Source organism: Acetobacterium sp. KB-1 (assembly GCF_003260995.1).
GTDB lineage: Bacteria > Bacillota > Clostridia > Eubacteriales > Eubacteriaceae > Acetobacterium > Acetobacterium carbinolicum.
In genome coordinates this window covers 783099-803348 of sequence record NZ_CP030040.1, presented here as the reverse complement: position 1 = coordinate 803348, position 20250 = coordinate 783099, and the positions used below count along the sequence as shown (strand labels likewise).

General features: G+C 44.5%; 16 protein-coding genes and 1 riboswitch. Of the genes, 13 read left to right on the top strand and 3 right to left on the bottom strand.

From position 1 onward, the window contains the following. Window positions 1–181: 181 nt before the first annotated feature. Window positions 182–2392, top strand: a complete 2211-nt coding sequence (locus tag DOZ58_RS03750; protein WP_111887078.1) for a copper-translocating P-type ATPase — start codon at window positions 182–184, stop codon at window positions 2390–2392. Between the two features lie 66 nt (window positions 2393–2458). Here the strand turns inward: DOZ58_RS03750 and DOZ58_RS03745 are convergent, their stop codons facing one another. Both DOZ58_RS03745 and DOZ58_RS03740 read right to left on the bottom strand, forming a co-directional pair. Next, window positions 2459–3673 carry a diaminopropionate ammonia-lyase gene (locus tag DOZ58_RS03745; RefSeq protein ID WP_111887077.1) on the bottom strand — a complete coding sequence of 405 codons (1215 nt, stop codon included), beginning with the start codon at window positions 3671–3673 and terminating at the stop codon, window positions 2459–2461. Between the two features lie 126 nt (window positions 3674–3799). Next, window positions 3800–4933: a PucR family transcriptional regulator gene (locus DOZ58_RS03740; protein ID WP_162624404.1), complete on the bottom strand. Its 1134-nt coding sequence runs from the start codon at window positions 4931–4933 to the stop codon at window positions 3800–3802. 353 nt (window positions 4934–5286) lie between these two features. Between DOZ58_RS03740 and DOZ58_RS03735 the strand changes: the two genes are divergently transcribed. The 7 genes from DOZ58_RS03735 (at window position 5287) to DOZ58_RS03705 (ending at window position 13451) form a co-directional block, all read left to right on the top strand. Further along, window positions 5287–6639, top strand: coding sequence for an aspartate aminotransferase family protein (locus DOZ58_RS03735; RefSeq protein WP_111887075.1), 1353 nt, complete (start codon window positions 5287–5289; stop codon window positions 6637–6639). A gap of 258 nt (window positions 6640–6897) precedes the next feature. Then, the gene (locus DOZ58_RS03730; RefSeq protein ID WP_111887074.1) at window positions 6898–8016 is read left to right on the top strand and encodes a 4-hydroxybutyrate dehydrogenase; all 1119 of its coding nucleotides are present in this window, start codon (window positions 6898–6900) and stop codon (window positions 8014–8016) included. A gap of 234 nt (window positions 8017–8250) precedes the next feature. Continuing rightward, window positions 8251–8805 carry an XRE family transcriptional regulator gene (locus DOZ58_RS03725; protein ID WP_111887073.1) on the top strand — a complete coding sequence of 185 codons (555 nt, stop codon included), beginning with the start codon at window positions 8251–8253 and terminating at the stop codon, window positions 8803–8805. A gap of 317 nt (window positions 8806–9122) precedes the next feature. After that, window positions 9123–10340, top strand: coding sequence for an aspartate aminotransferase family protein (locus DOZ58_RS03720; RefSeq protein WP_111887072.1), 1218 nt, complete (start codon window positions 9123–9125; stop codon window positions 10338–10340). A 190-nt stretch (window positions 10341–10530) separates the two neighbouring features. Then, window positions 10531–12015 (top strand): APC family permease, encoded by a 1485-nt coding sequence (locus DOZ58_RS03715; RefSeq protein ID WP_111887071.1) that lies wholly within the window; start codon window positions 10531–10533, stop codon window positions 12013–12015. A gap of 29 nt (window positions 12016–12044) precedes the next feature. Next, window positions 12045–13190, top strand: coding sequence for an iron-containing alcohol dehydrogenase (locus tag DOZ58_RS03710; protein WP_111887070.1), 1146 nt, complete (start codon window positions 12045–12047; stop codon window positions 13188–13190). Window positions 13191–13202: 12 nt separating this feature from the next. Beyond that, window positions 13203–13451 (top strand): TIGR04076 family protein, encoded by a 249-nt coding sequence (locus tag DOZ58_RS03705; RefSeq protein ID WP_111887069.1) that lies wholly within the window; start codon window positions 13203–13205, stop codon window positions 13449–13451. 73 nt (window positions 13452–13524) lie between these two features. Here DOZ58_RS03705 and DOZ58_RS03700 read toward each other — a convergent pair whose 3' ends face one another. Further along, window positions 13525–14466, bottom strand: coding sequence for a LysR family transcriptional regulator (locus tag DOZ58_RS03700; RefSeq protein ID WP_111887068.1), 942 nt, complete (start codon window positions 14464–14466; stop codon window positions 13525–13527). Between the two features lie 102 nt (window positions 14467–14568). After that, a riboswitch (cobalamin riboswitch) is annotated at window positions 14569–14749 on the top strand. A gap of 88 nt (window positions 14750–14837) precedes the next feature. Here DOZ58_RS03700 and DOZ58_RS03695 point away from each other — a divergent pair. From DOZ58_RS03695 to DOZ58_RS03675, 5 genes are read left to right on the top strand one after another with little or no spacing between them, the layout of a single operon-like run. Then, on the top strand, window positions 14838–15680 hold the full coding sequence (locus DOZ58_RS03695; RefSeq protein WP_111887067.1) for an AAA family ATPase: 843 nt from the start codon (window positions 14838–14840) through the stop codon (window positions 15678–15680). Further along, entirely contained in the window at window positions 15677–17263 is a 1587-nt protein-coding gene (locus DOZ58_RS03690) for a nitrogenase component 1 (protein ID WP_111887066.1), read from the top strand. Before DOZ58_RS03695 ends, DOZ58_RS03690 begins: the two co-directional genes overlap by 4 nt. 34 nt (window positions 17264–17297) lie before the next feature. After that, complete coding sequence (locus DOZ58_RS03685; protein ID WP_111887065.1) at window positions 17298–18386, top strand: ABC transporter substrate-binding protein; 1089 nt, start codon at window positions 17298–17300, stop codon at window positions 18384–18386. Between the two features lie 36 nt (window positions 18387–18422). After that, the gene (locus tag DOZ58_RS03680; RefSeq protein WP_111887064.1) at window positions 18423–19460 is read left to right on the top strand and encodes an iron ABC transporter permease; all 1038 of its coding nucleotides are present in this window, start codon (window positions 18423–18425) and stop codon (window positions 19458–19460) included. Further along, window positions 19457–20230: an ABC transporter ATP-binding protein gene (locus tag DOZ58_RS03675; RefSeq protein ID WP_111887063.1), complete on the top strand. Its 774-nt coding sequence runs from the start codon at window positions 19457–19459 to the stop codon at window positions 20228–20230. The genes DOZ58_RS03680 and DOZ58_RS03675 overlap by 4 nt, the downstream gene beginning before the upstream one ends. Window positions 20231–20250: the final 20 nt, after the last annotated feature.

The following is a 20250-nucleotide window of genomic DNA, read 5'->3' as shown; positions in this document are numbered from 1 at the left end:
ATGGGGCTTTTTTGATGCAAAATCGAGATAAATATCACATAAAACTTAACATTTTTAAAATACAATACGAAGCCAATCACGGTGTTCATTTTCGGTTGGCCCCACCAAAAGTGATTTAAGTATATTTGTTCGGGTATAAAAATATAAATACATAGTTAAAGCTAGGAAAGTGGTGAACAGGATGGATAAAGAAGATACAAGTAAGAATTCAAAGAAGGACTTATCAAACGAAGAAGTGATACGTGATAAACACAAAACCCATCAGGAGCATAATGACCATCAACATCATCAGGAACACAAGGCGATTTTACAAAAAACAGATGAACATGTGCATCATCAGGGTCATGAGGAAATGAATCAGATACATGACGAAGAACGGGTTCCCGGGGCGGAAAAAGAACATTTGCACCAGCATGTTTCAGCAAATGGAGGACATGATAACCACAATGATCACCATGCAATGATGGTGGCGGATTTCAGAAAAAGGTTTTTTATTTCTTTGATTATTACGGTCCCGATATTATTGTTATCACCCATGATCCAGATGTTTCTGGGTGTAAACTGGCGATTCTTCGGTGATTCTTATTTACTGGTTGGCCTTTCAACGATACTCTTTATTTATGGAGGTAAGCCTTTTCTTACAGGTGCCAGGGATGAGCTTAAAAAAAAGACGCCAGCAATGATGACGCTGATTGCCCTCTCCATAACGGTCGCCTATATTTATAGTACACTCACCGTATTTTTTATTAGCGGGGATGACTTCTTTTGGGAGCTCGCTACATTAATTGTCATTATGCTTTTAGGTCATTGGATTGAAATGAAATCCGTGATGGGAGCATCAAAGGCACTCGATGAACTGGTCAAGCTCATGCCAGAAGAAGCACACCGGATAACGGAGAACGGGGAAACCACGGATATTTCAGTAAAACAATTAAAGCCAGGGGATTCCATTCTGGTAAAGCCAGGCGAAAAGATACCGATTGATGGTTTAGTTTACGATGGAAAATCTGCCGTTAATGAAGCGATGATTACCGGAGAATCCGCCCCTGTTGAAAAGGAAAAGGGCGATCAGATCGTTGGTGGCTCCATCAATGGCGAGGGAATTCTAAAATTCAAGGTGACTCACGTTGGGGAAGAGACCTTCCTATCACAAGTATTAAAACTTGTTCGCGAAGCTCAGGATTCAAAATCGAATACCCATCGATTAGCAGACAAAGCAGCCAAGTGGTTATTCTATATCGCTGTGACTGCCGGAATATTGACTTTCTTAGCGTGGATGTTCATAGCACAAGATCTGAATTTTGCAGTCACACGGGCAGTCACCGTCATCGTAATTTCCTGTCCCCATGCATTAGGTTTGGCAGTTCCTCTGGTGACAGCAGTATCGACCAGTATCGGAGCTCAAAAAGGTCTCTTAATTAGAGATCGGGCAGCATTTGAAAACGCCCGAAAGGTAAATACTGTCGTTTTTGACAAGACCGGAACCTTGACCGAAGGTACCTTTGGGATTACCGATATCAAGGCCATTGGAATATCCCAAGAGGAACTTCTTTTACTTGCCTATTCAGTTGAATCAAACTCAGAACACCCCATTGCACAGGGCATTGTTAACGAAGGAAAAAAACTAAACCTTAAGCTTAAGGCAGTAAAAGATTATCAGAATCTGACGGGTAAAGGACTAAAAGCGACAGTGGATGGACGTGACATTAGGGTTGTGAGTCCAGGCTATATGCGATCGGAAGCGATAGCTTTTGATATAAACCATTATGAAAAACTTGCCCAAATGGGAAAAACAGTTATATTTGTATTAGATGGCGACACCCTCCTGGGCTATCTGGCACTATCCGACATTGTAAGAGATACCGCCAGAGAAGCTGTTGATACACTAAAGTCGATGAAGGTAGAAACCATCCTATTAACTGGGGACAATCAAAGAGTTGCGGCTTACGTAGGCAATCAACTGAACATCGATACCGTCATTGCGGAGGTATTGCCCCAAGAAAAAGCATCCAAAATTGATGGACTTATTAAAGAAGGCAAGATTGTTGCAATGACCGGTGACGGTGTGAATGATGCACCGTCGCTGGCAAAGGCAGATTTAGGGATCGCCATTGGAGCTGGAACAGATGTCGCCATTGAAACGGCGGATGTTATTCTGGTACGAAGTAATCCACTCGATGTGATAACGATTTTAACGCTTTCAAAAGCGACCTATCGAAAGATGATCCAAAATTTGATATGGGCTACAGGTTATAATATGATCGCGTTACCTTTAGCTGCAGGTGTCCTCTATAATCAAGGTATTATTATTAATCCGGCGATAGGGGCTGCGCTAATGTCATTAAGTACAGTCATTGTCGCAATCAATGCAAAACTACTAAAAATTGATTAATCATGCGCTTTGGGTATCCCGGACGAGTTAGTTCAGATGATCGTGCTACTAAGTGTCGCTACCTGGCTAAATCGATACGGGCCGACTAACAATGGCATCATACCCGTCCGGATCGGTATTGCCTTCGGTGCTAAAAAGCAGGACACTTGAATCACGATCGAGCTGAAGCTGCTGTTTTAACGCTGCCAGATTTTTATCTTGACACAAGCAAACCAGTAGTCCCAATCCCACGGCACCAGATTCACCAGAAACAACAGCAGGGTCCAAACCGCAGGGGTGAGCCAGAGTCTGCATCCCCAGTTCTGTTACCCAGTCCGGGCAGCTGGCATAAAAGGCGGCAAAGTCTCTCAGGATTGGCCAGGTCAGGGGGTTGGGTTCCCCACAGTTTAATCCGGCCATAATTGTTTCCGGGTTACCGCCAACAGCCAAGGGGTGGCCATTGCCCAGCTGAACTGATTTGTAAATGCAGGCGACAGTATCGGGTTCCACAATGGTGGTAATCGGTGGATGCTGTTGGTAATAATGGGCCAGATAACCCAGTACCCCGCCAGCCATAGAGCCTACTCCGGCCTGTAGAAAGATATGACTGGGTTTTGGAATGCCGAGGTTAGACAATTGTTCCAAGGCCTCCCCAGCCATGGTCGTATAGCCTTGGGTAATCGCGTTAGGAATCGCTTCATAGCCTTCAAAACCGGTGTCCTGAATCAGATAATAGCCATTTTTCTCAGCCAACTGAGCAGCCAGGCGAACGGCATCATCGTAGTTTAGGTCGGTGATTTCTACCTTGGTATGATTGATGGCCCGGATGGCTTCGGCCCGGCAATCACGAGTACCTCGGGGCATCAGTATAATGGCCCGACAGCCAAAAAGAGAAGCGGCCCACGCCACGCCCTTGCCGTGATTGCCATCGGTGGCGGTAATAAAAACCAGATTTTTAATCTGATCACGCACTGCCGGGGTCGTCAGGAACTGATAATTAAGCTCGCTTTCGTCGGCTTTGATATGTCGGGCAATGATGGTGGCCATAGCATAGGCGGCCCCCAGGCCTTTGAAGGCGTTAAGCCCAAAGCGGCGGGATTCATCCTTGACAAAAACATGGCGCAGCTCCAATTTATCGGCAAGTTCAGGCAGGGAAAGCAACGGAGTCGGTTGATACAGGGGCAGCGATTGATGAAAGCGGCGGACTTCGGCGACGGCTTTCGGGGTCAAAAATGCGGTTAAGGTCTGATTTAATGATGGATTCAGGGACGGATTAGAGATGATTGAGATTGCTGATTTCATAGGCGTCTCCTTTAAATAAAAAAAAAGAATTTGTTGGTAAAAAAGAATCAACAGGCATTGCTTCACACTGACTGACAGCGAAGCAGACAGTAGATTAAAAAAACGATCGGTAACCCTTAAATCGTGTTACAGTGCCAGATAATCTTTGATTTTAAAAGCAAGTAGTAGATTGAACTTTTCTTCCATGGTCAGGAGGTCTGTTTTTAAAAGCTGACGGATTTTTTTCATTCGGTAGTTGATGGTATTGCGATGGGTGAAGGACGCATCAGCCACGGCCTGAATGCTACCATCGTGCTCCAGGTAAAGCCGCAAGGTTTCGCTCAGATTGGATTGGCTGCGGGCATCCTGAGCTTCTAGCAGACTCAAGCTTTCGGCCGCCATGGTGGCGAGGATGGCTTGGCCGGGAAGTGCAAAAAAAACTTTAAACAACCCCAGGTCATTAAAACTGACTTGTCGGAGATGTTGCTTTTGGGCGACTCCTAGGGCGAATAGACTTTGTTGATAGCTCGTGTTAAGTGTTAGCAGGGAGTCAGTCAGAGTACCACTGCCAAAACATACCGGTGCCTCGGGACGAGACTGAGGGGAAGCATCAAAGCTTGATAGCACCTCCATCAGGGCGGTAACATCGGGATTTTGAAAAATTTGAACAAAAGCTTCCCGGAGCGAAAAAAAATAGGATCGGGTACCAATTTGTCTAAGCCGCTCAATCAGTCGGGGTGGAATTTCTGGAGACTCACCAACGATTACCAGGTAGGAGGAATTGGTTTCGTAGCCCAAACTATTTAAGGTGTCAAGGCTCGATTCCGGTTCGTCGGGGTGCAGCAGCAGCCGGGAAAACGCCATGGTGGTCCGGTCTTCCTGGTAGGACTGCATAAAAATCCGGTTGCAGTAATCCTGCATAATGGTAGCGAGGTGGATTTTCCAGGGCATTGTTAACAGTGGGAACTGACACTGGGTACACAAAGTGATGACCGCTTCGGAGATATCATCCGCAAAATGATAGCGTCCGGTATTGAGAATCAGGCCGCAGGTTTTCTGATGGATTAGTCGGGTGATAAAATCAAAGAGCCAGGTGTTGCTGTCGGCGCTCATACCGGTGGTGATAATTAGCTCACCACCTCTTAAAAAATCGGTGGTGGCAATATCCTCAGTAAATTGGACCCAATGGATGGGCCTGTTCAGGCCAGCTTCTCCAGCGATTAGCTGGAGCTGATAGGTGTTTTGGGTGGAATGGAATAAATCGGCTAACATAATCGACATAAAATACCTCATTTTTAATATCGGTGTAAACATAAAGCAAAGAAACTGGAATTTTTCTCGTTTTACTTAGTATACAAAATATATCTTTGTCTGTCCAGCACAAATAATGACAAATAATTTAGGCTAGATGGACATTGCGGAGAAGATTGATTGTGCTATAATGAGAGACATAACAAGACAAGGAAGTCGATTCCCGGTCTTGTTTTTTTTGTTTACTTTCGAAACCGCAGTCAAAGCAATGATGGTTTGACTATAAGGTTATTTAGTTAACTTAGATCGGCGTTTGTAAAACGGAACCCAAAGTTCATCGCACTTTCGCGATGATGGATTAGTTTAAAAATGAGGAGATTAAAATGTTAAAAAACGCATTACCAGAAATAATTACCAAACAGGTGCCGGGGCCCAAGGCGGCGGCCATCATTGCCAGAAGAGGTGACGCCATTCCCGGTGCCATCAAATGTGTTTATCCGTTAGTTATCGACAAGGGCGAAGGGGCCATGGTCGAAGACGTTGACGGTAATCACTTTGTGGACTGGGTTGGCGGTGTGGGAGTGCTAAATATCGGTTATTCCCATCCTGAAGTAGTAGCAGCGGTGAAAGCCCAAACGGAAAAGTATTTTCATGGGATGTTTAATATCGTTACCCATGAAGGGTATGTCAAGCTGGCTGAAACCATGAATGCCATTGTACCGGTCCGGGGCGACGAAAAGATGACTTTTTTTGCTAACAGTGGTGCTGAAGCGGATGAGAACGCCGTAAAAATCGCTAAAGCTTTTACCAAACGGCCCAATATTATTGTTTTTTCCGGAGCTTTTCACGGGCGCACCATGCTGACCATGACGATGACATCAAAAAAAGCGTATGCCCATGGTTTGGGACCATTTCCTGATGGTATTTACCGGGCTCAGTTTCCCTATCTGTATCGAAACCCGGCCGGTATGAAGCAAGAGGACGCCATCGACTATTATACCGAAAGTATCTATAAGGTGTTTGAGGAATCTTCACCTGCCGAACATGTGGCAGCTATTGTGGTGGAACCCCTCCAAGGTGAGGGTGGATTTATTCCCGCACCGCTGGAATGGATCAAAGCAGTCCGAGAAATCTGTGATGAAAAGGGAATCTTATTAATGGCTGATGAGGTGCAAACTGGATTCTGCCGCACCGGAAAGATGTTTGCTTCACAGTACTGGCAAGAAGTTGGCGTGGAACCGGATATTATTACGACGGCTAAATCAATCGCCGCTGGATTGCCACTTAGTGCCATCACTGCCAGAAAAGAAATTATGGAATCCGTAAAAGGTGGCACTATCGGGGGAACCTATTGTGGTAATCCCGTGGCCTGCGCCGCCGCCTTAAAAGTCATCGAAGTTATGAAACGGGATCGTCTGGATGAACGGGCTTGCGAAATCAGTAACACAATTTTTGAATGCTTTAATAAATGGAAAGACAGCTATGACGTGATTGGCGATGTCCGCGGCATGGGTGCCATGGTCGGGATTGAATTTGTCAAAGACCGGACCACCAAAGAACCCTACCCGGAACTGGTGTCGGCGATTGTCAATGAGGCAGTCCAAAATGGCCTGATCATCGAAAGTGCCGGTGTCTACGGTAATGTAATTCGTTTTCTGGCCCCGCTGGTCATCACTGACGATCAACTTCGGGCCGGCCTAGATATTTTTGAAAAAGCTATCTTAAAATGTGTGTAAAACTTTATCAACTGGCTATGTAACAAATAGAGTATTTTGTAACTCAATTTATAGTTAACCTGTCGTAAAATGCTAAAACCAGTACCGACAATTGTTAAATCATGTAGTACGCATCGGAGCGGACACGGCACTAGCCTGTCCGATTCCGCAGCGAACAACAGATTGACAATTGGTCGGTACGGTAGTCAGCATTAAACCCGTAGTGAAAAGACGCATTTGTCGCCAGCTAAACTAACGACCAGCCGGAAAGGAGAGATAATGAAACAATTTGGAATTACACCGAAGATATTGGAATTTGAGCACTGCCACGAAGTGGCGGCGCATTTTCAGATCGGTAAAGGGGATCTGGTTTTTATCAGTGATCGAACCGATGAACACTATTTTAAGGATACCATCAGTAATGAAGCTTATCGTGTCAATTACCGAAAATATGTAAGTGGCGAACCCACCGATGTAATGGTGGAAAAGATTTACGCAGATATAAAAGACTATCAGTATACCCGGGTATTTGGTATCGGCGGCGGTACCATCCTCGATGTTGCTAAGCTGTTTGCGCTTAAAAATACTGTACCGGTGGTGGACCTGTTTAACAAAGAACTGGAAATTATCAAAGACAAGGAATTAATCTTAATTCCCACCACCTGTGGCACTGGTAGTGAGGTCACTAATATTTCTATTCTGGAACTCACCGCCATTTCTTCAAAATTTGGTCTGGCGGTGGATGAACTCTATGCTGACTACGCCGTGTTAGTGCCGGAACTGCTTAATGATTTGCCGATGAGCGTTTTTGCTACTAGTTCCATTGATGCCTTTATTCATGCCATCGAATCTTACACCTCCCCCAAGGCCAACGCCTTTACTCGGCTGTATTCGAAAAAGGCCATGGAAATGATTCTCACCGGCTATCAGACTATTGTAGAACAGGGACCAGAAGCCCGAAAATCCCTGCAGAAAGACTTTATGATCGCTTCAACCTTCGCCGGGATCGCCTTTGGTAACGCGGGTTGTGCTGCGGTTCATGCCATGAGTTACCCCCTGGGGGCAGTTTACCATATCGCTCATGGCGAAGCGAACTACGCGATGTTTACCGAGGTTTTTAAAACCTATGCTGCCATTGATCCCAACGGCAGCATCAAAGAACTCAATCTTTTTCTGGCTGGAATTCTGGGTTGTGAACCCGCCTTTGTTTACGAAGAAATTGAGAAGCTGCTTAATCATATTTTGTTAAAAAAAGCACTCCGGGACTACGGCGTCACCAAAGTAGATCTGGAAACTTTTACCGAAGCAGTAATGACCAAACAAACCCGGCTGATGGCCAATAATTATGTCCCCCTCGCCCGAGAACAGGTGCTAGGAATCTATACGAAACTTTATTAATTTACTTTAGTGCGATACAGCTGTACCGATCAATTATTAATCTGTTGTTCGCTGCGGGATCGAACAGTTTATCAACTGTTTGCCCCGATGCGTACAACATGATGTAATAATTGTCGGTACTGGGTCAGTGCTGATCTATATTCATATGACCGCAACACAAAGATTTATGGTATCCATTGATTTTAGCTTTCTGTTAAGTTAAACTTAGCCTTAAAGAAAGATGAGGCGAAGAGGATGGATTACTTAAATAAAAATATATCAATCAATTTAAAAACAATACGCCGCGAAAAAGGCATGAGCATGGATGAGGTCGCCGAACAGACCGGGGTTAGCAAAAGTATGTTGGGGCAAATTGAGCGGGGGGAAGCCAATCCTACCATTGGGACCCTGGGAAAGATCGTCAGCGGACTCCGGGTGGATCTTTCAGATCTGACCCGAACTCCGGGGATCGGTGTCTATGAGGTCAACCGACAAAAACTGATTCCCTCCAAAGAGGTGCCCGGTCACTACGCAGTTTACACCTATTTTCCCTATGAAAAGAACCGATTGTTTGAAATCTATGAAATTGAAATTGAACCCGGTGCCTGTTATGTCAGCGGCGCTCATGGGCAGGGAACCAACGAGTACATCGTCGTGCACGTGGGTGAATTGACCTTAGAAATTGATAATTCCTTTTATCAGATTAAAAAAGAAGATGCTATCTGTTTTGGCACAGCGATGAAACATACCTATTGGAATAAGGGAAGTGAGCTGCTGAAATTTATTACGGTATTCGTCTTTAAACAGTAGAATAAACTCACTGTTTAATCACAAAAAACTTTCGGGTCAATACTAAAAAAGTACAATATACTGCACAAATTATTATCTTTTAATGCCTTATAACCCTTTAAATAGCGATTTTAAAAAATATTTAAATAAAATCACTGTGTGTATTGACATTATAATGCACACATGTTATATTGTACTTGTCAATTGACAGAACGAAGGCGTTCGAAACATGATGGTTCATGTTCCGGCGTTTTTTTTTATTTATCCGACAAACGAAGATGTTTGTCAGAAATAAAGTACTTATGTAGCGTTAATGGAAAAGGGAAAGGAAAATTGGAATGAAACTTAAAGACACCGGACTTACAAAAGAGGAATTAAAGCAAAAAGTTAACACCTATATGATTGAAACCTATGAACGGTTTGATTTTATCGCCGAAACAGCAAAAGATATGTATATTTATGATGAAAATGGCGAGGCCTACCTGGATTTTTATGCCGGTATCGCCGTCAACAGCGCTGGCAACTGCAATGATAAAGTAGTTGCAGCGGTTCAGGATCAGGTGGCTGATGTGATTCACACCTTCAACTATCCTTATACCATCCCCCAGGTGCTGCTGGCCGAAAAAATCTGTACTAGCATTGGTATGGATAAGATCTTTTTCCAGAACTCCGGAGCTGAATCGAATGAAGCGATGATTAAAATGGCCCGGAAATATGGGGTCGAAACTTATGGCCCAGAGCGCTATAACATCGTTACCGCCAAGATGTCCTTTCATGGTCGAACCTTCGGTGCTATGAGTGCCACCGGGCAGCCGGACAACGCTTGTCAAATCGGCTTTGGGGATATGACTCCCGGTTTTAGCTATGCTGAATTTAATAATCTAGCGTCATTTAAAGATGCTGTCAACGACAATACCATTGCCATTCTCATTGAACCGGTCCAGGGGGAAGGGGGAGTCCATCCGGCAACAACGGAGTTTATGGAAGGACTTCGGGCCCTCTGTGATGAAAAAGGTTTGCTTTTATTACTAGATGAGGTTCAGACAGGCTGGTGCCGAACCGGAGCGATTATGTCATATATGAATTATGGAATTAAGCCTGACATTGTCTCAATGGCAAAAGCCATGGGCGGAGGTATGCCAATCGGTGCGATCTGTGCGACTGCTGAGGTGGCCAAAGCCTTTACCATGGGCTCTCACGGGACGACCTATGGTGGACATCCGGTTTCTACCGCCGCTTCTCTGGCCCAGATCACCGAACTACTCGATCGTGACCTGGCCGGCAATGCCCGGGAAATGGGGTCCTACTTTATGGAACAATTAAAGGGACTGCCAAAGGTTAAAGAAGTCCGAGGACAAGGTCTTTTAATCGGGGTAGAATTTGAAGACGGCGTTTCGGGCGTGGCTATCAAACATGGCGTGCTGGAGAAAAAACTGCTAATTACCGCCATTGGAAAAAACATCATCCGCATGATTCCACCGCTGATTGTATCAAAAGAAGACTGTGACAAGGCTTACAGCATCATCGAAGCGACGGTCAAGGAATTGGTCAACTAATTTTAATCAAATTAACTAAATAAAGTTTTAAACAATGGGGTTTTTACAGCTTTCTAGTATCGGTCTAAATGAGACCGACACCAGAAAGCTTGTGAAGATCCTATTTTTTTATTGACAACCACGCAATTATCTTAACAAATCAAATTTGAAAGGGGTGTATGATCCAGAATTGGATCATACGAAAAGAAAAATGAGTGGAAAAACAAACAAGTCGAAATTTGACAAGGTTTTAAGTACCAAAGATATCTTTGTGCTGGCCTTTGGTGCCATGATTGGCTGGGGCTGGGTAGTGAATACCGGTATCTGGATAGAAACCGCTGGCGCTCTGGGAGCGGCCCTGGCTTTTTTAATCGGGGGGATTATGGTCGTCTTTGTAGGACTGACCTATGCAGAACTTACAGCTGCGATGCCTCAATGCGGCGGCGAACATGTCTTTAGCTATAAGGCCATGGGACCCACGGGTTCCTTTATCTGTACCTGGGCTATTATTTTGGGGTACGTCAGCGTTGTGGCTTTTGAAGCTTGTGCCTTTCCGACGGTCATCCAATATTTGAGTCCTGATTTTTTACAAGGGTATATGTATACTGTGGCTGGATTTGACATTTATGCTTCATGGGTGGCCGTAGGGGTGATTACCGCTATTATTATTACCGCCATTAATATTCTCGGTGCTAAAACAGCAGCCAAACTCCAAACTGTTTTTACCGCTTTAATTGCCGGTGCTGGACTCCTTTTAATTGCTGGATCAGTAATCAATGGTGATCCTTCTAATATTGCCGGAAACATGTTTGGTGGTAGTATTGAATTGGGCACCACCGCTCTGGGGAGTGTGCTTACGGTAGCAGTTATGACACCTTTTCTCTTTGTTGGTTTTGATGTAATCCCTCAGGCCGCTGAAGAAATAAATGCCGGATTTAAGAAAATTGGCGGGATTATGATTCTTTCGATTCTGATGGCAGTCGCTTTTTATGCTCTGATCATTCTGGCTGTGGCTTATGTGATGCCTGCTAGCGCAATGGCCGATTCAACCCTCGTAACGGCTGATGCGATGGGGTTGGCTTTTAACAGTGAAATTATGACCAAGGTACTGATTGTTGGTGGGATGGCCGGAATTATCACCAGCTGGAACTCCTTTTTAATCGGGGGCAGCCGGGCGATGTATTCCATGGCTGAATCCAATATGATTCCAAAAGTGTTTGCTAAACTTCACCCTAAGTATAAAACTCCGGTATTAGCAATCGGCCTAATTGGCGTATTGTCGGTAATTGCTCCGTTCTTTGGACGAAAAATGCTGGTCTGGATTGTTGATGCCGGAAGTTTCGGGGTCTGCCTGGCCTATGCTATGGTATCCTTGTCCTTCCTGATTTTAAGAAAAAAAGAACCGGATATGAAACGACCATACAAGGTTCGATTTGGCACCTTCGTGGGAATTGTGGCAGTTGCTTTATCGGGTATGATGACCCTGTTATATGTGATTCCGTTGCCTTTTGCTTCCACTGCACTGGTAACAGAAGAATGGATCATGGCTGGTGGCTGGGCCGTATTGGGCGTAATCTTCTATGGCTACTGTAAATTCAAATATGGTGATGAGTTTGGCGCTCATATTGATGTAGAGTATGTCGATGTCGATGAAAAGCCTGCCTTTGCCGCTCGCGTTGGCAGTGTAACTGAATAGTCTTGTCGGGAGTTATGAAAGGAAAAGAGATGAATAGTTTTAGTTTTAAAATACCGCAAGAAATAATCTGCGGGGTGAATAGTATTGAGAAATTACCGGAGCTTTTAAATAAGCAGGGATTAAAAAAAGCGATGGTGATTTCGGGACCGCATCTGAATAAGATGGGGGTGGTTAAGAAGATTACGGATATTTTAGAGCGGGCCGGGCTGACTTTTGACAGTTTTACCCAAACGGAGGCCAATCCTTCAGTAGAAACCGTCGATAAGGCCACCAAGGCGTTTGTTGACAGTGGGGCAGACTGTATTATTGCTTTGGGTGGCGGTTCCCCCATGGATGTAGCTAAGGCGGTGGGGATATTGGCGAAGTTCGGTGGGTCAATTGGTACCTATGAAGGGGCTGATAAGGTCCCCGGTGCGATTGTGCCGCTAATTGCCATTCCCACCACTGCTGGCACCGGTTCTGAGGTAACAGCTTTTGCGGTGATCACGGACCGTTCCCGGAATTATAAGCTGACGGTCTTTAGTTATGAACTGATTCCGGCCTATGCAGTACTGGACCCAACCTTAGTTATGACAACCCCGGAAAAAACGGCGGCAGCCTGCGGAATTGATGCTCTGGTTCATGCCATTGAGGCTTATCTATCGAAGGCCGCTTCACCTTTTTCTGATGCAATGGCTGAAAAAGCCTTGGAATTGATCGGTAATAATATCCGTTTGTTTGTGGCAGATCGAACCAATCCAGAAGCAGCAGCCAATATGCTTTATGGTAGCATGTTTGCCGGGATCGCCTTTGCCTGGGCGCGGCTGGGTAATGTCCATGCGATGGCCCATCCCCTGGGCGGTTATTTTGATGTCCCTCATGGGGTTGCCAATGCGATACTGCTGCCAACGGTGCTGGAATATAACGCCCTAGCCGATACCGGACGTTATCAAAAAATTTATGACGCGATTAAATGCGGTGAAGGATGGGAGGATTTTACGTCTCAGACTTTGGTCGATGAGATCCGTAGCTTAACTTGTGCACTGGGGATTCCCAAAACCCTAAGTGAGGTGGGCGTCACGGTCGATAAGATCCCTGCGATGGCTGTAGATGCCATGAAAAGTGGTAATATTCTGGTTAATCCCAGAAGTACAACCCTGGAACAGATTGAAGCGCTGTATCGACTGGCGTTATAGAGGAAGGACAACATGGAAGTAATTGAACAGAAAATAAAACTGGTAGTTGAGGAATCGGGTTGCCCGATATATTCGGCGGGGGATGAAGTCATTTTTGACGGACCCCAGCTGGATAAGGACAAGAGTGGAAATTTCTGCATGATGGCACTCAGTGCAGTGTTTCCCTTTGTCTATGCGGCTCGCAAAGGTGTGATTACCGATGCCCCGCTCCAATGCCCGGACTGTGGAGAAAAAGTGGTGTTTAGAATTAGAAAAGCCTGAAGAACTCAAAGTGTATAAAAAAAGATCAAAGGGATCAAGTATCTGTCCTTTTGATCTTTTTAGTTATTTTGCATCAGTAAGAATTGCATTCTAGTCCATTGATTTTCGCTTTTAAAGTCGTAATATAGCGTATTCCAATATCACTTAAGGTATGTTCCCTGCGCATAATATAACCCGCGTGTAAAATTTGATCACTTTCGCAAAACTCGATCGTCTGAATCTCATTTAGTTTTGAGTGCATCTTATCGCCATCGCTGTTAGTCAGATCTGGACCGATGCTAAAACAATCAGTGCCACGAACCAGGGCGATTTTTGTGCAACGGTCAATGACATGAATGTTTTTATCCAGGATTTCATTAAATAAAATTTCTTCAGAAAAATGAAGCAGATTGTCATCACCCTGATCATAGGTGACAAAAGGGTATGGTTTTAAGTCATCAAGGGTTAGCAATTCTTTCTTAGCGAGGGGATGTAGTTTTCTTATAAAAACATAGGATTTGATTTTTCCCAGAATATGAAAGGAGAGATTGCTGGTATCTAAAAGTTTTTGCATCGTATTCAGGTAATGATCATTAATGCACATAACCCCGATTTCGCTGCGACGGGTGGCCACGTCGTGGATGACCTCATGGGTTGGACATTCCCGAATGGCAATATCATAGCGATCCAAGCCGATTTCATCAACGATTTTGATAAAAGACATGGTCGAAAAGGGCAGTCGCTGGGTGGAGACAGAAAAGCGCATCGGGATCGATTTCTGATGCTGATAACGTCGTTCCAGATAGTCGGCTTGCTCAACGATATCTCTGGCATGGTTTAGATAATCTTGTCCTTCATAAGTTAATTCAATCCCACGGCTGTTTCGCTTGAACAGGAGAATTCCGAGACTCTGTTCGACTTCTTTGATTGCAGTGGATAAAGTGGATTGGGAAATATAGAGGGCCTTAGCCGCCGCCGAAATTGATTGATGCCTTGAAATTTCGATCATATATTTCATATTTTGTAGTGAAATCATTGGTTTCCTCCTTGTTTGTTTAGCCCTATACTATCAAAAATATTGATAGCTGGCAATTGGAAATTAGAAGAACCGCTGAATTGTTTGCTCCTCTTTCTTGTGATATAATACGACTTAATTGAATAACAAAGTGTAGTATGAAAATCGGTTAAAGTCCGATGCGGTACCGCCACTGTAAAAGTGAGCCGCTGTAAATTGATCAACACTGGAAAGAAATTTCTGGGAAGTTGTTACAGCAGGCGATGATCTTAAGCCAGGATGCTTCTATATTTTGTGATAACCAAGCCTAACGGATTATTGGGTGAGGGATTTATTTTTATAATAAACTCTTCTGTCTAATAATTCAGAAGAGTTTTTTTATTGGAGGAAAAATGAAGATAAAACTAAAACGGATCGCATTTTATGGCAAGGGAGGGATTGGTAAATCGACGATTGCCGCCAATGTATCGGCAGCGCTTTCAAAAGCTGGGAAAAAGGTTCTCCATATCGGCTGTGACCCGAAATCGGATTCGACCCGGATTCTGATGAAGCGACGGATTCCCACCGTCTTGAAAACACTCAAGGAAAAAGGAGATCAGCTGAATAAAGCAGATATTTTATATAAAGGAGTTTATGGCGTTACTTGCGTTGAAGCTGGCGGCCCGGAACCGGGGGTCGGTTGTGCCGGGATGGGCATTTCGGCGGTGATCGAGACCCTGGAAAAGCTGGAAGTCTTTGCGATGGACTGGGATCTGATTGTCTATGATGTGCTGGGTGATGTGGTCTGTGGTGGTTTTTCCATCCCCATGCGCAAGCAATGTGTTGATGCGGTTTATATTGTGACCTCATCAGAATTTATGTCGTTGTACGCTGCCAATAATATTTTAAAGGGTATCGCGCACTACGAAACCCCGAAGAAAAAACTATTTGGCGGCTTTATTCATAATCGCTACTCGTCCCAAACCGATAAAGATGTGGTTGATCATTTTATCAAAATGACCGAAAGCCGTCTGATAGCCTCTATTGAACAAAACCAGGCGATCAAGCTGGCCGAGTATCAAAGAAATACCATGATTGAGGCCGATCCCCAGGCCCCCCTTTCACAGGTAATTAAGACCTTGGGGAAGGATCTGTTTTGCGAAGTTCCTGCCAGTGACTCTCGTCCCCTTGATGACGACGCAATGGAAGCCCTCTTTGATTTTGTTTCCGCAAAGAACCAGGAAATCAGCAGATGAGTAGCATCACCATTGAAACGTCGATCTATAATTTAGGTGATATGGAAATGGCGAAACGAATTTTTGCGATACCGGAAACCTTAGTCGTGGCCGTCGGACCGCCAACTTGTATCCGTATTTTATATTTTAGGGCTTTGGAATGTGGGCAGTTGTCCAAGCTCAAACTCGTTCCCATTCGTGCATTGGATTATACCTTTGGGGATTATCTGGAAAAAATCAAAGGCGTTGTTGAAGCGGCGTTACGAAAAGCCTGCTATCAGGGTATTATTCTTTATGTTTCATGTCCCGATTTGCTCAGCCAAACCGATTTTGATACGATGATCGAGGGACTTGATAATCCCCATCAGATACCTGTCGAGATTTTCAAGCGTGGTCCCATGGAGAAACGAAAAACCAGTCCATCCCAACGTTTGGATAAGATTGCAACAAAAATTGCGGACTTTGTCAAGACCCGGCCACTGGTTTTATCAAAAAATGCAGCGGTTTGTGAATTACCGCCGCTGGCCGCAGATTATACGGGGGTACTTTCTTTATTCCCCGATGATGAGGCCGTTTGTCAGTTTTTAATGACGGGCTCCGGCTGTGCAAACTGTCCTAGTTCCATTGATAAACTGAATCACAATCCGTTTATTTTTTCCCGATTTAATGACTTGCAGGCGGTTAATGGCTGCACAAATGAGATCGGTGAAGCCATTACAAAGCGCTTTCAAATGAATCATCAAACCAAAGATATAAAATTATTTCTATCCATTGGCACACCGGTTACCTTTATGACCGGGATGAATGATCATTTTTTACAGACCTGTGATCTATTTGAAATGACCTGTGCAATAGATACCAACGGTTTTCAGACGGCCGAAGAAGGGGTAGCAAAGGCCTTGTTAAAAATCGCCAAAGCAACGTTAAAAAAAGTTGAAAACCGAAAAAAACGGCTCAATATTATTGGCTATAATCCATTTTTGTTTGGGAAAAGGCAACACTTTGATGAAATTGAAACCTGCCTGACGTCGCTGGGTTATGCGGTGAACTTTCTCGGCTATGAGAGTCTGGGTTCCTTTAAAACGGCAGCAGAAGCTGAGCTGAATCTTGTTTTTTCCAGACACGGTCTGTGTTTGGCAAAATGGATGGCGGAGATGTTTGAAATACCCTATCATTTTGCAATGCCGATCGGCATTGACGGCTTTAATCAGTGGCTGAGAGCCGTCGGTACGTTATTAAAAACAGTGATCCCGGAATCGTATTACTTAAATAAAGAGCCGCAGCCATGCCCGGCTTTCCGGGTGCTGCTGCTGGGCGAAAATGAAATTCTGGATCGGCTTGAGACAGCGATCCCAAATGATTTTGGGATTATAACCATCCGGGCAAATAAAATTACGGATCAGGAATTATCGCAAATGACCGTTACCCATGTCATTGCGGATCCGCTTTATCAAAATAGAATCAACACGATATCATATAAATTTATTCCCATGCCCTATCCCAGCCTTAGCGGTAACGCGTTTATCGAGCTGGATTATCAATATATGGGACAAACAGGCTACGCTTATTTAAAGCGTTTCTTTGCAAATGAAGTAACGGCTTAAATTAAAAATAAAAAAATACCAAGGAGTAGAAGAGATGAAAAAAAGAATGTTACTAGTTATCTGTATCGGTCTGATTATGTGTATCGCCATTGCCGGTTGCAGCAGTCAGGCAAAGGAGTCGGAAAGTAAAACCGCCGAAAAACTGACATCGGTGGTAGATCAGGGTGGTAATGAGGTGCAATTACCGGAAACCATCACCAAGGTTGCCATTACCCCGATTCCCTGGGCGTCGGCAATGTGGGCCATTGATGGTGGCAGTCAGCGGATTGTATCGATTAATCCCAGCGCGATGGCTGCGTACAAAACCAGTTTTATGCCCACCCTTGATCCGGCTTTTGCCACTATTTCAACGGCTGAAATTACCAAAGACTTTACCATCAATGTGGAAGCGTTAATGAATTTAAAGCCAGAAATTGCCTTTATTTGGAACGATCAGACGGCTGAAGCCGAACAATTAAAAGCGGTGGGAATTACCCCGGTAATGCTGAATTATGCGGAAAATCTGGAAGACTTAAAAAAGGATTTACTGCTGGTTGGTCAGGTTTTGGGAAAAGAAGATGAAGCTGAAAAACTGACGGCTTATCACACCGAGATAGAAAATTATTTTATTGACAAGAAAGCTGAACTTGACAGTGTTTCAAAAAAGAAAGTAATGTATTTACGTAATAGCAAACTTAGCGTGGCAGGAGCAAAAAACATCAATAATTATCTGTTAGAGTTAACCGGTGGTGCGAATGTCGCTGCCGGACTGGATAAACAATGGTCAGAAGTAAATATGGAGCAAATCCTTCAGTGGAATCCGGAGATCATCTATCTGTCAAATTTTGACGAAATCGTACCGGAAGATCTGTATCAGAATAAAATTGAAGGTCAGGATTGGAGCAATATCGATGCGGTTAAAAACCATCGGGTTTACAAAACCCCGATGGGAATTTATCGTTATGATGCCCCTTGTGTTGAAACACCTCTGATGATTAAGTGGATGGGCAGTATTCAACAGCCGGAACTATTTAAAGATTATGATATCCGTAAAGATCTGAAAGCCTTTTATAAAGCGTTCTTTTCTGCCGATCTGACCGATGAAAATATTGATACGATTTTGAAAGTCGATGCCAACAGTTAAGTCGGCTGCAACCGCAAAATCAGAAAGTTGTAGTAAATGTTAAAAGATATCAATCTTAAAGAAAAGCGCTTGAATTTTTCAGCTTTGCTGGTGCTGTTAGTTATCATTTTGGGAGCCCTGGTGATTGTTTCATTATGCATGGGACGCTTTCCCATTTCAATTCCGGAAGTGATCCATGTGCTGGCGGCCAACATTTTACCGCTACCACAAGTCGGGGATGCGAATGTGGAGAGCGTTGTTATGACGTTGCGTTTCCCCCGGGTGGTGGCAGCGATTCTGGTGGGTGGTTCATTGGCTTTGTCAGGGGCGGTGTATCAGGGGGTTTTTCAAAACCCTCTGGTATCGCCTGATTTGCTGGGGGTATCTTCCGGCGCCTGCGTTGGAGCCGCCATTGCAATTTTAATTGGGATCGGAACCATTGGTATTCAGATTGGTGCCTTTGCTGGCGGCATTCTGGCGGTGGCGTTGACAACAACGACTCCGAAGCTGATTAAAAACAGCTCCAATATGATGTTGGTGATGTCAGGGATTATTGTTGGGGGACTGATGAGTTCAATTATGGGGATTATTAAATATATTGCCGATCCGGAAACGGAATTGGCTGAAATAACCTATTGGCAGATGGGCAGTATCGCCAAGGTATTGCCTAAGAGTATCCTGATGGTGGCACCGGCGATGATCCTGGCAATTATCATTATCATGGTACTGCGTTGGAAAATCAATGTGCTGTCACTCGGTGAGACGGAAGCCCGAAGCCTGGGGATCAATGTGAAAACCACCCGTCGGATTGTCATTATCTGCGCCACCTTATTGACAGCCAGTTCTGTTTGCATTAGTGGAACAATCGGCTGGGTAGGCCTGGTGGTGCCACATCTGGGGCGATTGATGGTCGGTCCCAATAACATGAAATTATTACCGGTTTCTTTCGTTTTGGGAGGAATCTTTTTACTGATGATTGACACCATTGCCAGAACCATCACCAGCGCCGAATTACCGCTGAGTATCTTAACCGGTTTGATTGGCGCACCATTCTATTTTTATCTGTTAAAAAAAGAGAGGATGAATCTGTCATGAATTTAAGGATCGTTGAACTGGGGTTTGCCTATCCTAACGGCAATCAGATATTTACAGAGGTCAATTTCAGTCTGAAAAAGGGTGAAATATTTACCATTTTGGGTCCCAACGGTGCCGGTAAATCGACCTTGCTGAACTGCATCGGCAATCTGAGTGAGCCAACACAAGGAGGGATCTTTTTAGAAAAAGACAATATTAAAGATCTGTCGCTGCGCCAATTCGCTATGCGGATTGGCTATGTGCCCCAGATTCACCAGCCGACCTATGCCTTTACCGTTGAAGAATTTGTTGCCATGGGCAGAACCCCCTATTTAAGTGCCTTTAAAAAACTGAGTCTGCAGGATCAGCGGATGATTGAAGAAGCCATGGAATTGGTCAGGATCACCGATCTCCGGAACAAAGCCTATACGCAGTTAAGCGGTGGGGAACGACAGCTGGTGACTATTGCCAGAGCCATTGCCCAGGAGCCGGACTTTATTTTACTGGATGAACCCACCGCCCATCTGGATTTCGGGAATCAGATTAAAACCATGAAACTGGTTAAAAAATTGTCGGATCAGGGTTATGGTGTTATTATGACAACTCACAATCCGGATCAGGTGTTTTTTATTGGCGGACGAGTCGGGGTGCTCAATCGCTCGGGAACCTTTGAAATCGGAGTGGTGGATCAGTATTTATCAGAAGATTTGTTAAGTCGTCTCTACAATGAACCGGTCCATCTATTTTACTCCAACCAGCTCAATCGCAATATCTGCACGGCTGGTGCTTAGTAACTTCAATGCGTCAGAGC

Coding starts and splice junctions, on each gene's coding strand:
- DOZ58_RS03750 (WP_111887078.1), top strand. CDS start 182: ATGGATAAAGAAGATACAAGTAAGAATTCAAAGAAGGACTTATCAAAC.
- DOZ58_RS03745 (WP_111887077.1), bottom strand. CDS start 3,673: ATGAAATCAGCAATCTCAATCATCTCTAATCCGTCCCTGAATCCATCA.
- DOZ58_RS03740 (WP_162624404.1), bottom strand. CDS start 4,933: ATGTCGATTATGTTAGCCGATTTATTCCATTCCACCCAAAACACCTAT.
- DOZ58_RS03735 (WP_111887075.1), top strand. CDS start 5,287: ATGTTAAAAAACGCATTACCAGAAATAATTACCAAACAGGTGCCGGGG.
- DOZ58_RS03730 (WP_111887074.1), top strand. CDS start 6,898: ATGAAACAATTTGGAATTACACCGAAGATATTGGAATTTGAGCACTGC.
- DOZ58_RS03725 (WP_111887073.1), top strand. CDS start 8,251: ATGGATTACTTAAATAAAAATATATCAATCAATTTAAAAACAATACGC.
- DOZ58_RS03720 (WP_111887072.1), top strand. CDS start 9,123: ATGAAACTTAAAGACACCGGACTTACAAAAGAGGAATTAAAGCAAAAA.
- DOZ58_RS03715 (WP_111887071.1), top strand. CDS start 10,531: ATGAGTGGAAAAACAAACAAGTCGAAATTTGACAAGGTTTTAAGTACC.
- DOZ58_RS03710 (WP_111887070.1), top strand. CDS start 12,045: ATGAATAGTTTTAGTTTTAAAATACCGCAAGAAATAATCTGCGGGGTG.
- DOZ58_RS03705 (WP_111887069.1), top strand. CDS start 13,203: ATGGAAGTAATTGAACAGAAAATAAAACTGGTAGTTGAGGAATCGGGT.
- DOZ58_RS03700 (WP_111887068.1), bottom strand. CDS start 14,466: ATGATTTCACTACAAAATATGAAATATATGATCGAAATTTCAAGGCAT.
- DOZ58_RS03695 (WP_111887067.1), top strand. CDS start 14,838: ATGAAGATAAAACTAAAACGGATCGCATTTTATGGCAAGGGAGGGATT.
- DOZ58_RS03690 (WP_111887066.1), top strand. CDS start 15,677: ATGAGTAGCATCACCATTGAAACGTCGATCTATAATTTAGGTGATATG.
- DOZ58_RS03685 (WP_111887065.1), top strand. CDS start 17,298: ATGAAAAAAAGAATGTTACTAGTTATCTGTATCGGTCTGATTATGTGT.
- DOZ58_RS03680 (WP_111887064.1), top strand. CDS start 18,423: ATGTTAAAAGATATCAATCTTAAAGAAAAGCGCTTGAATTTTTCAGCT.
- DOZ58_RS03675 (WP_111887063.1), top strand. CDS start 19,457: ATGAATTTAAGGATCGTTGAACTGGGGTTTGCCTATCCTAACGGCAAT.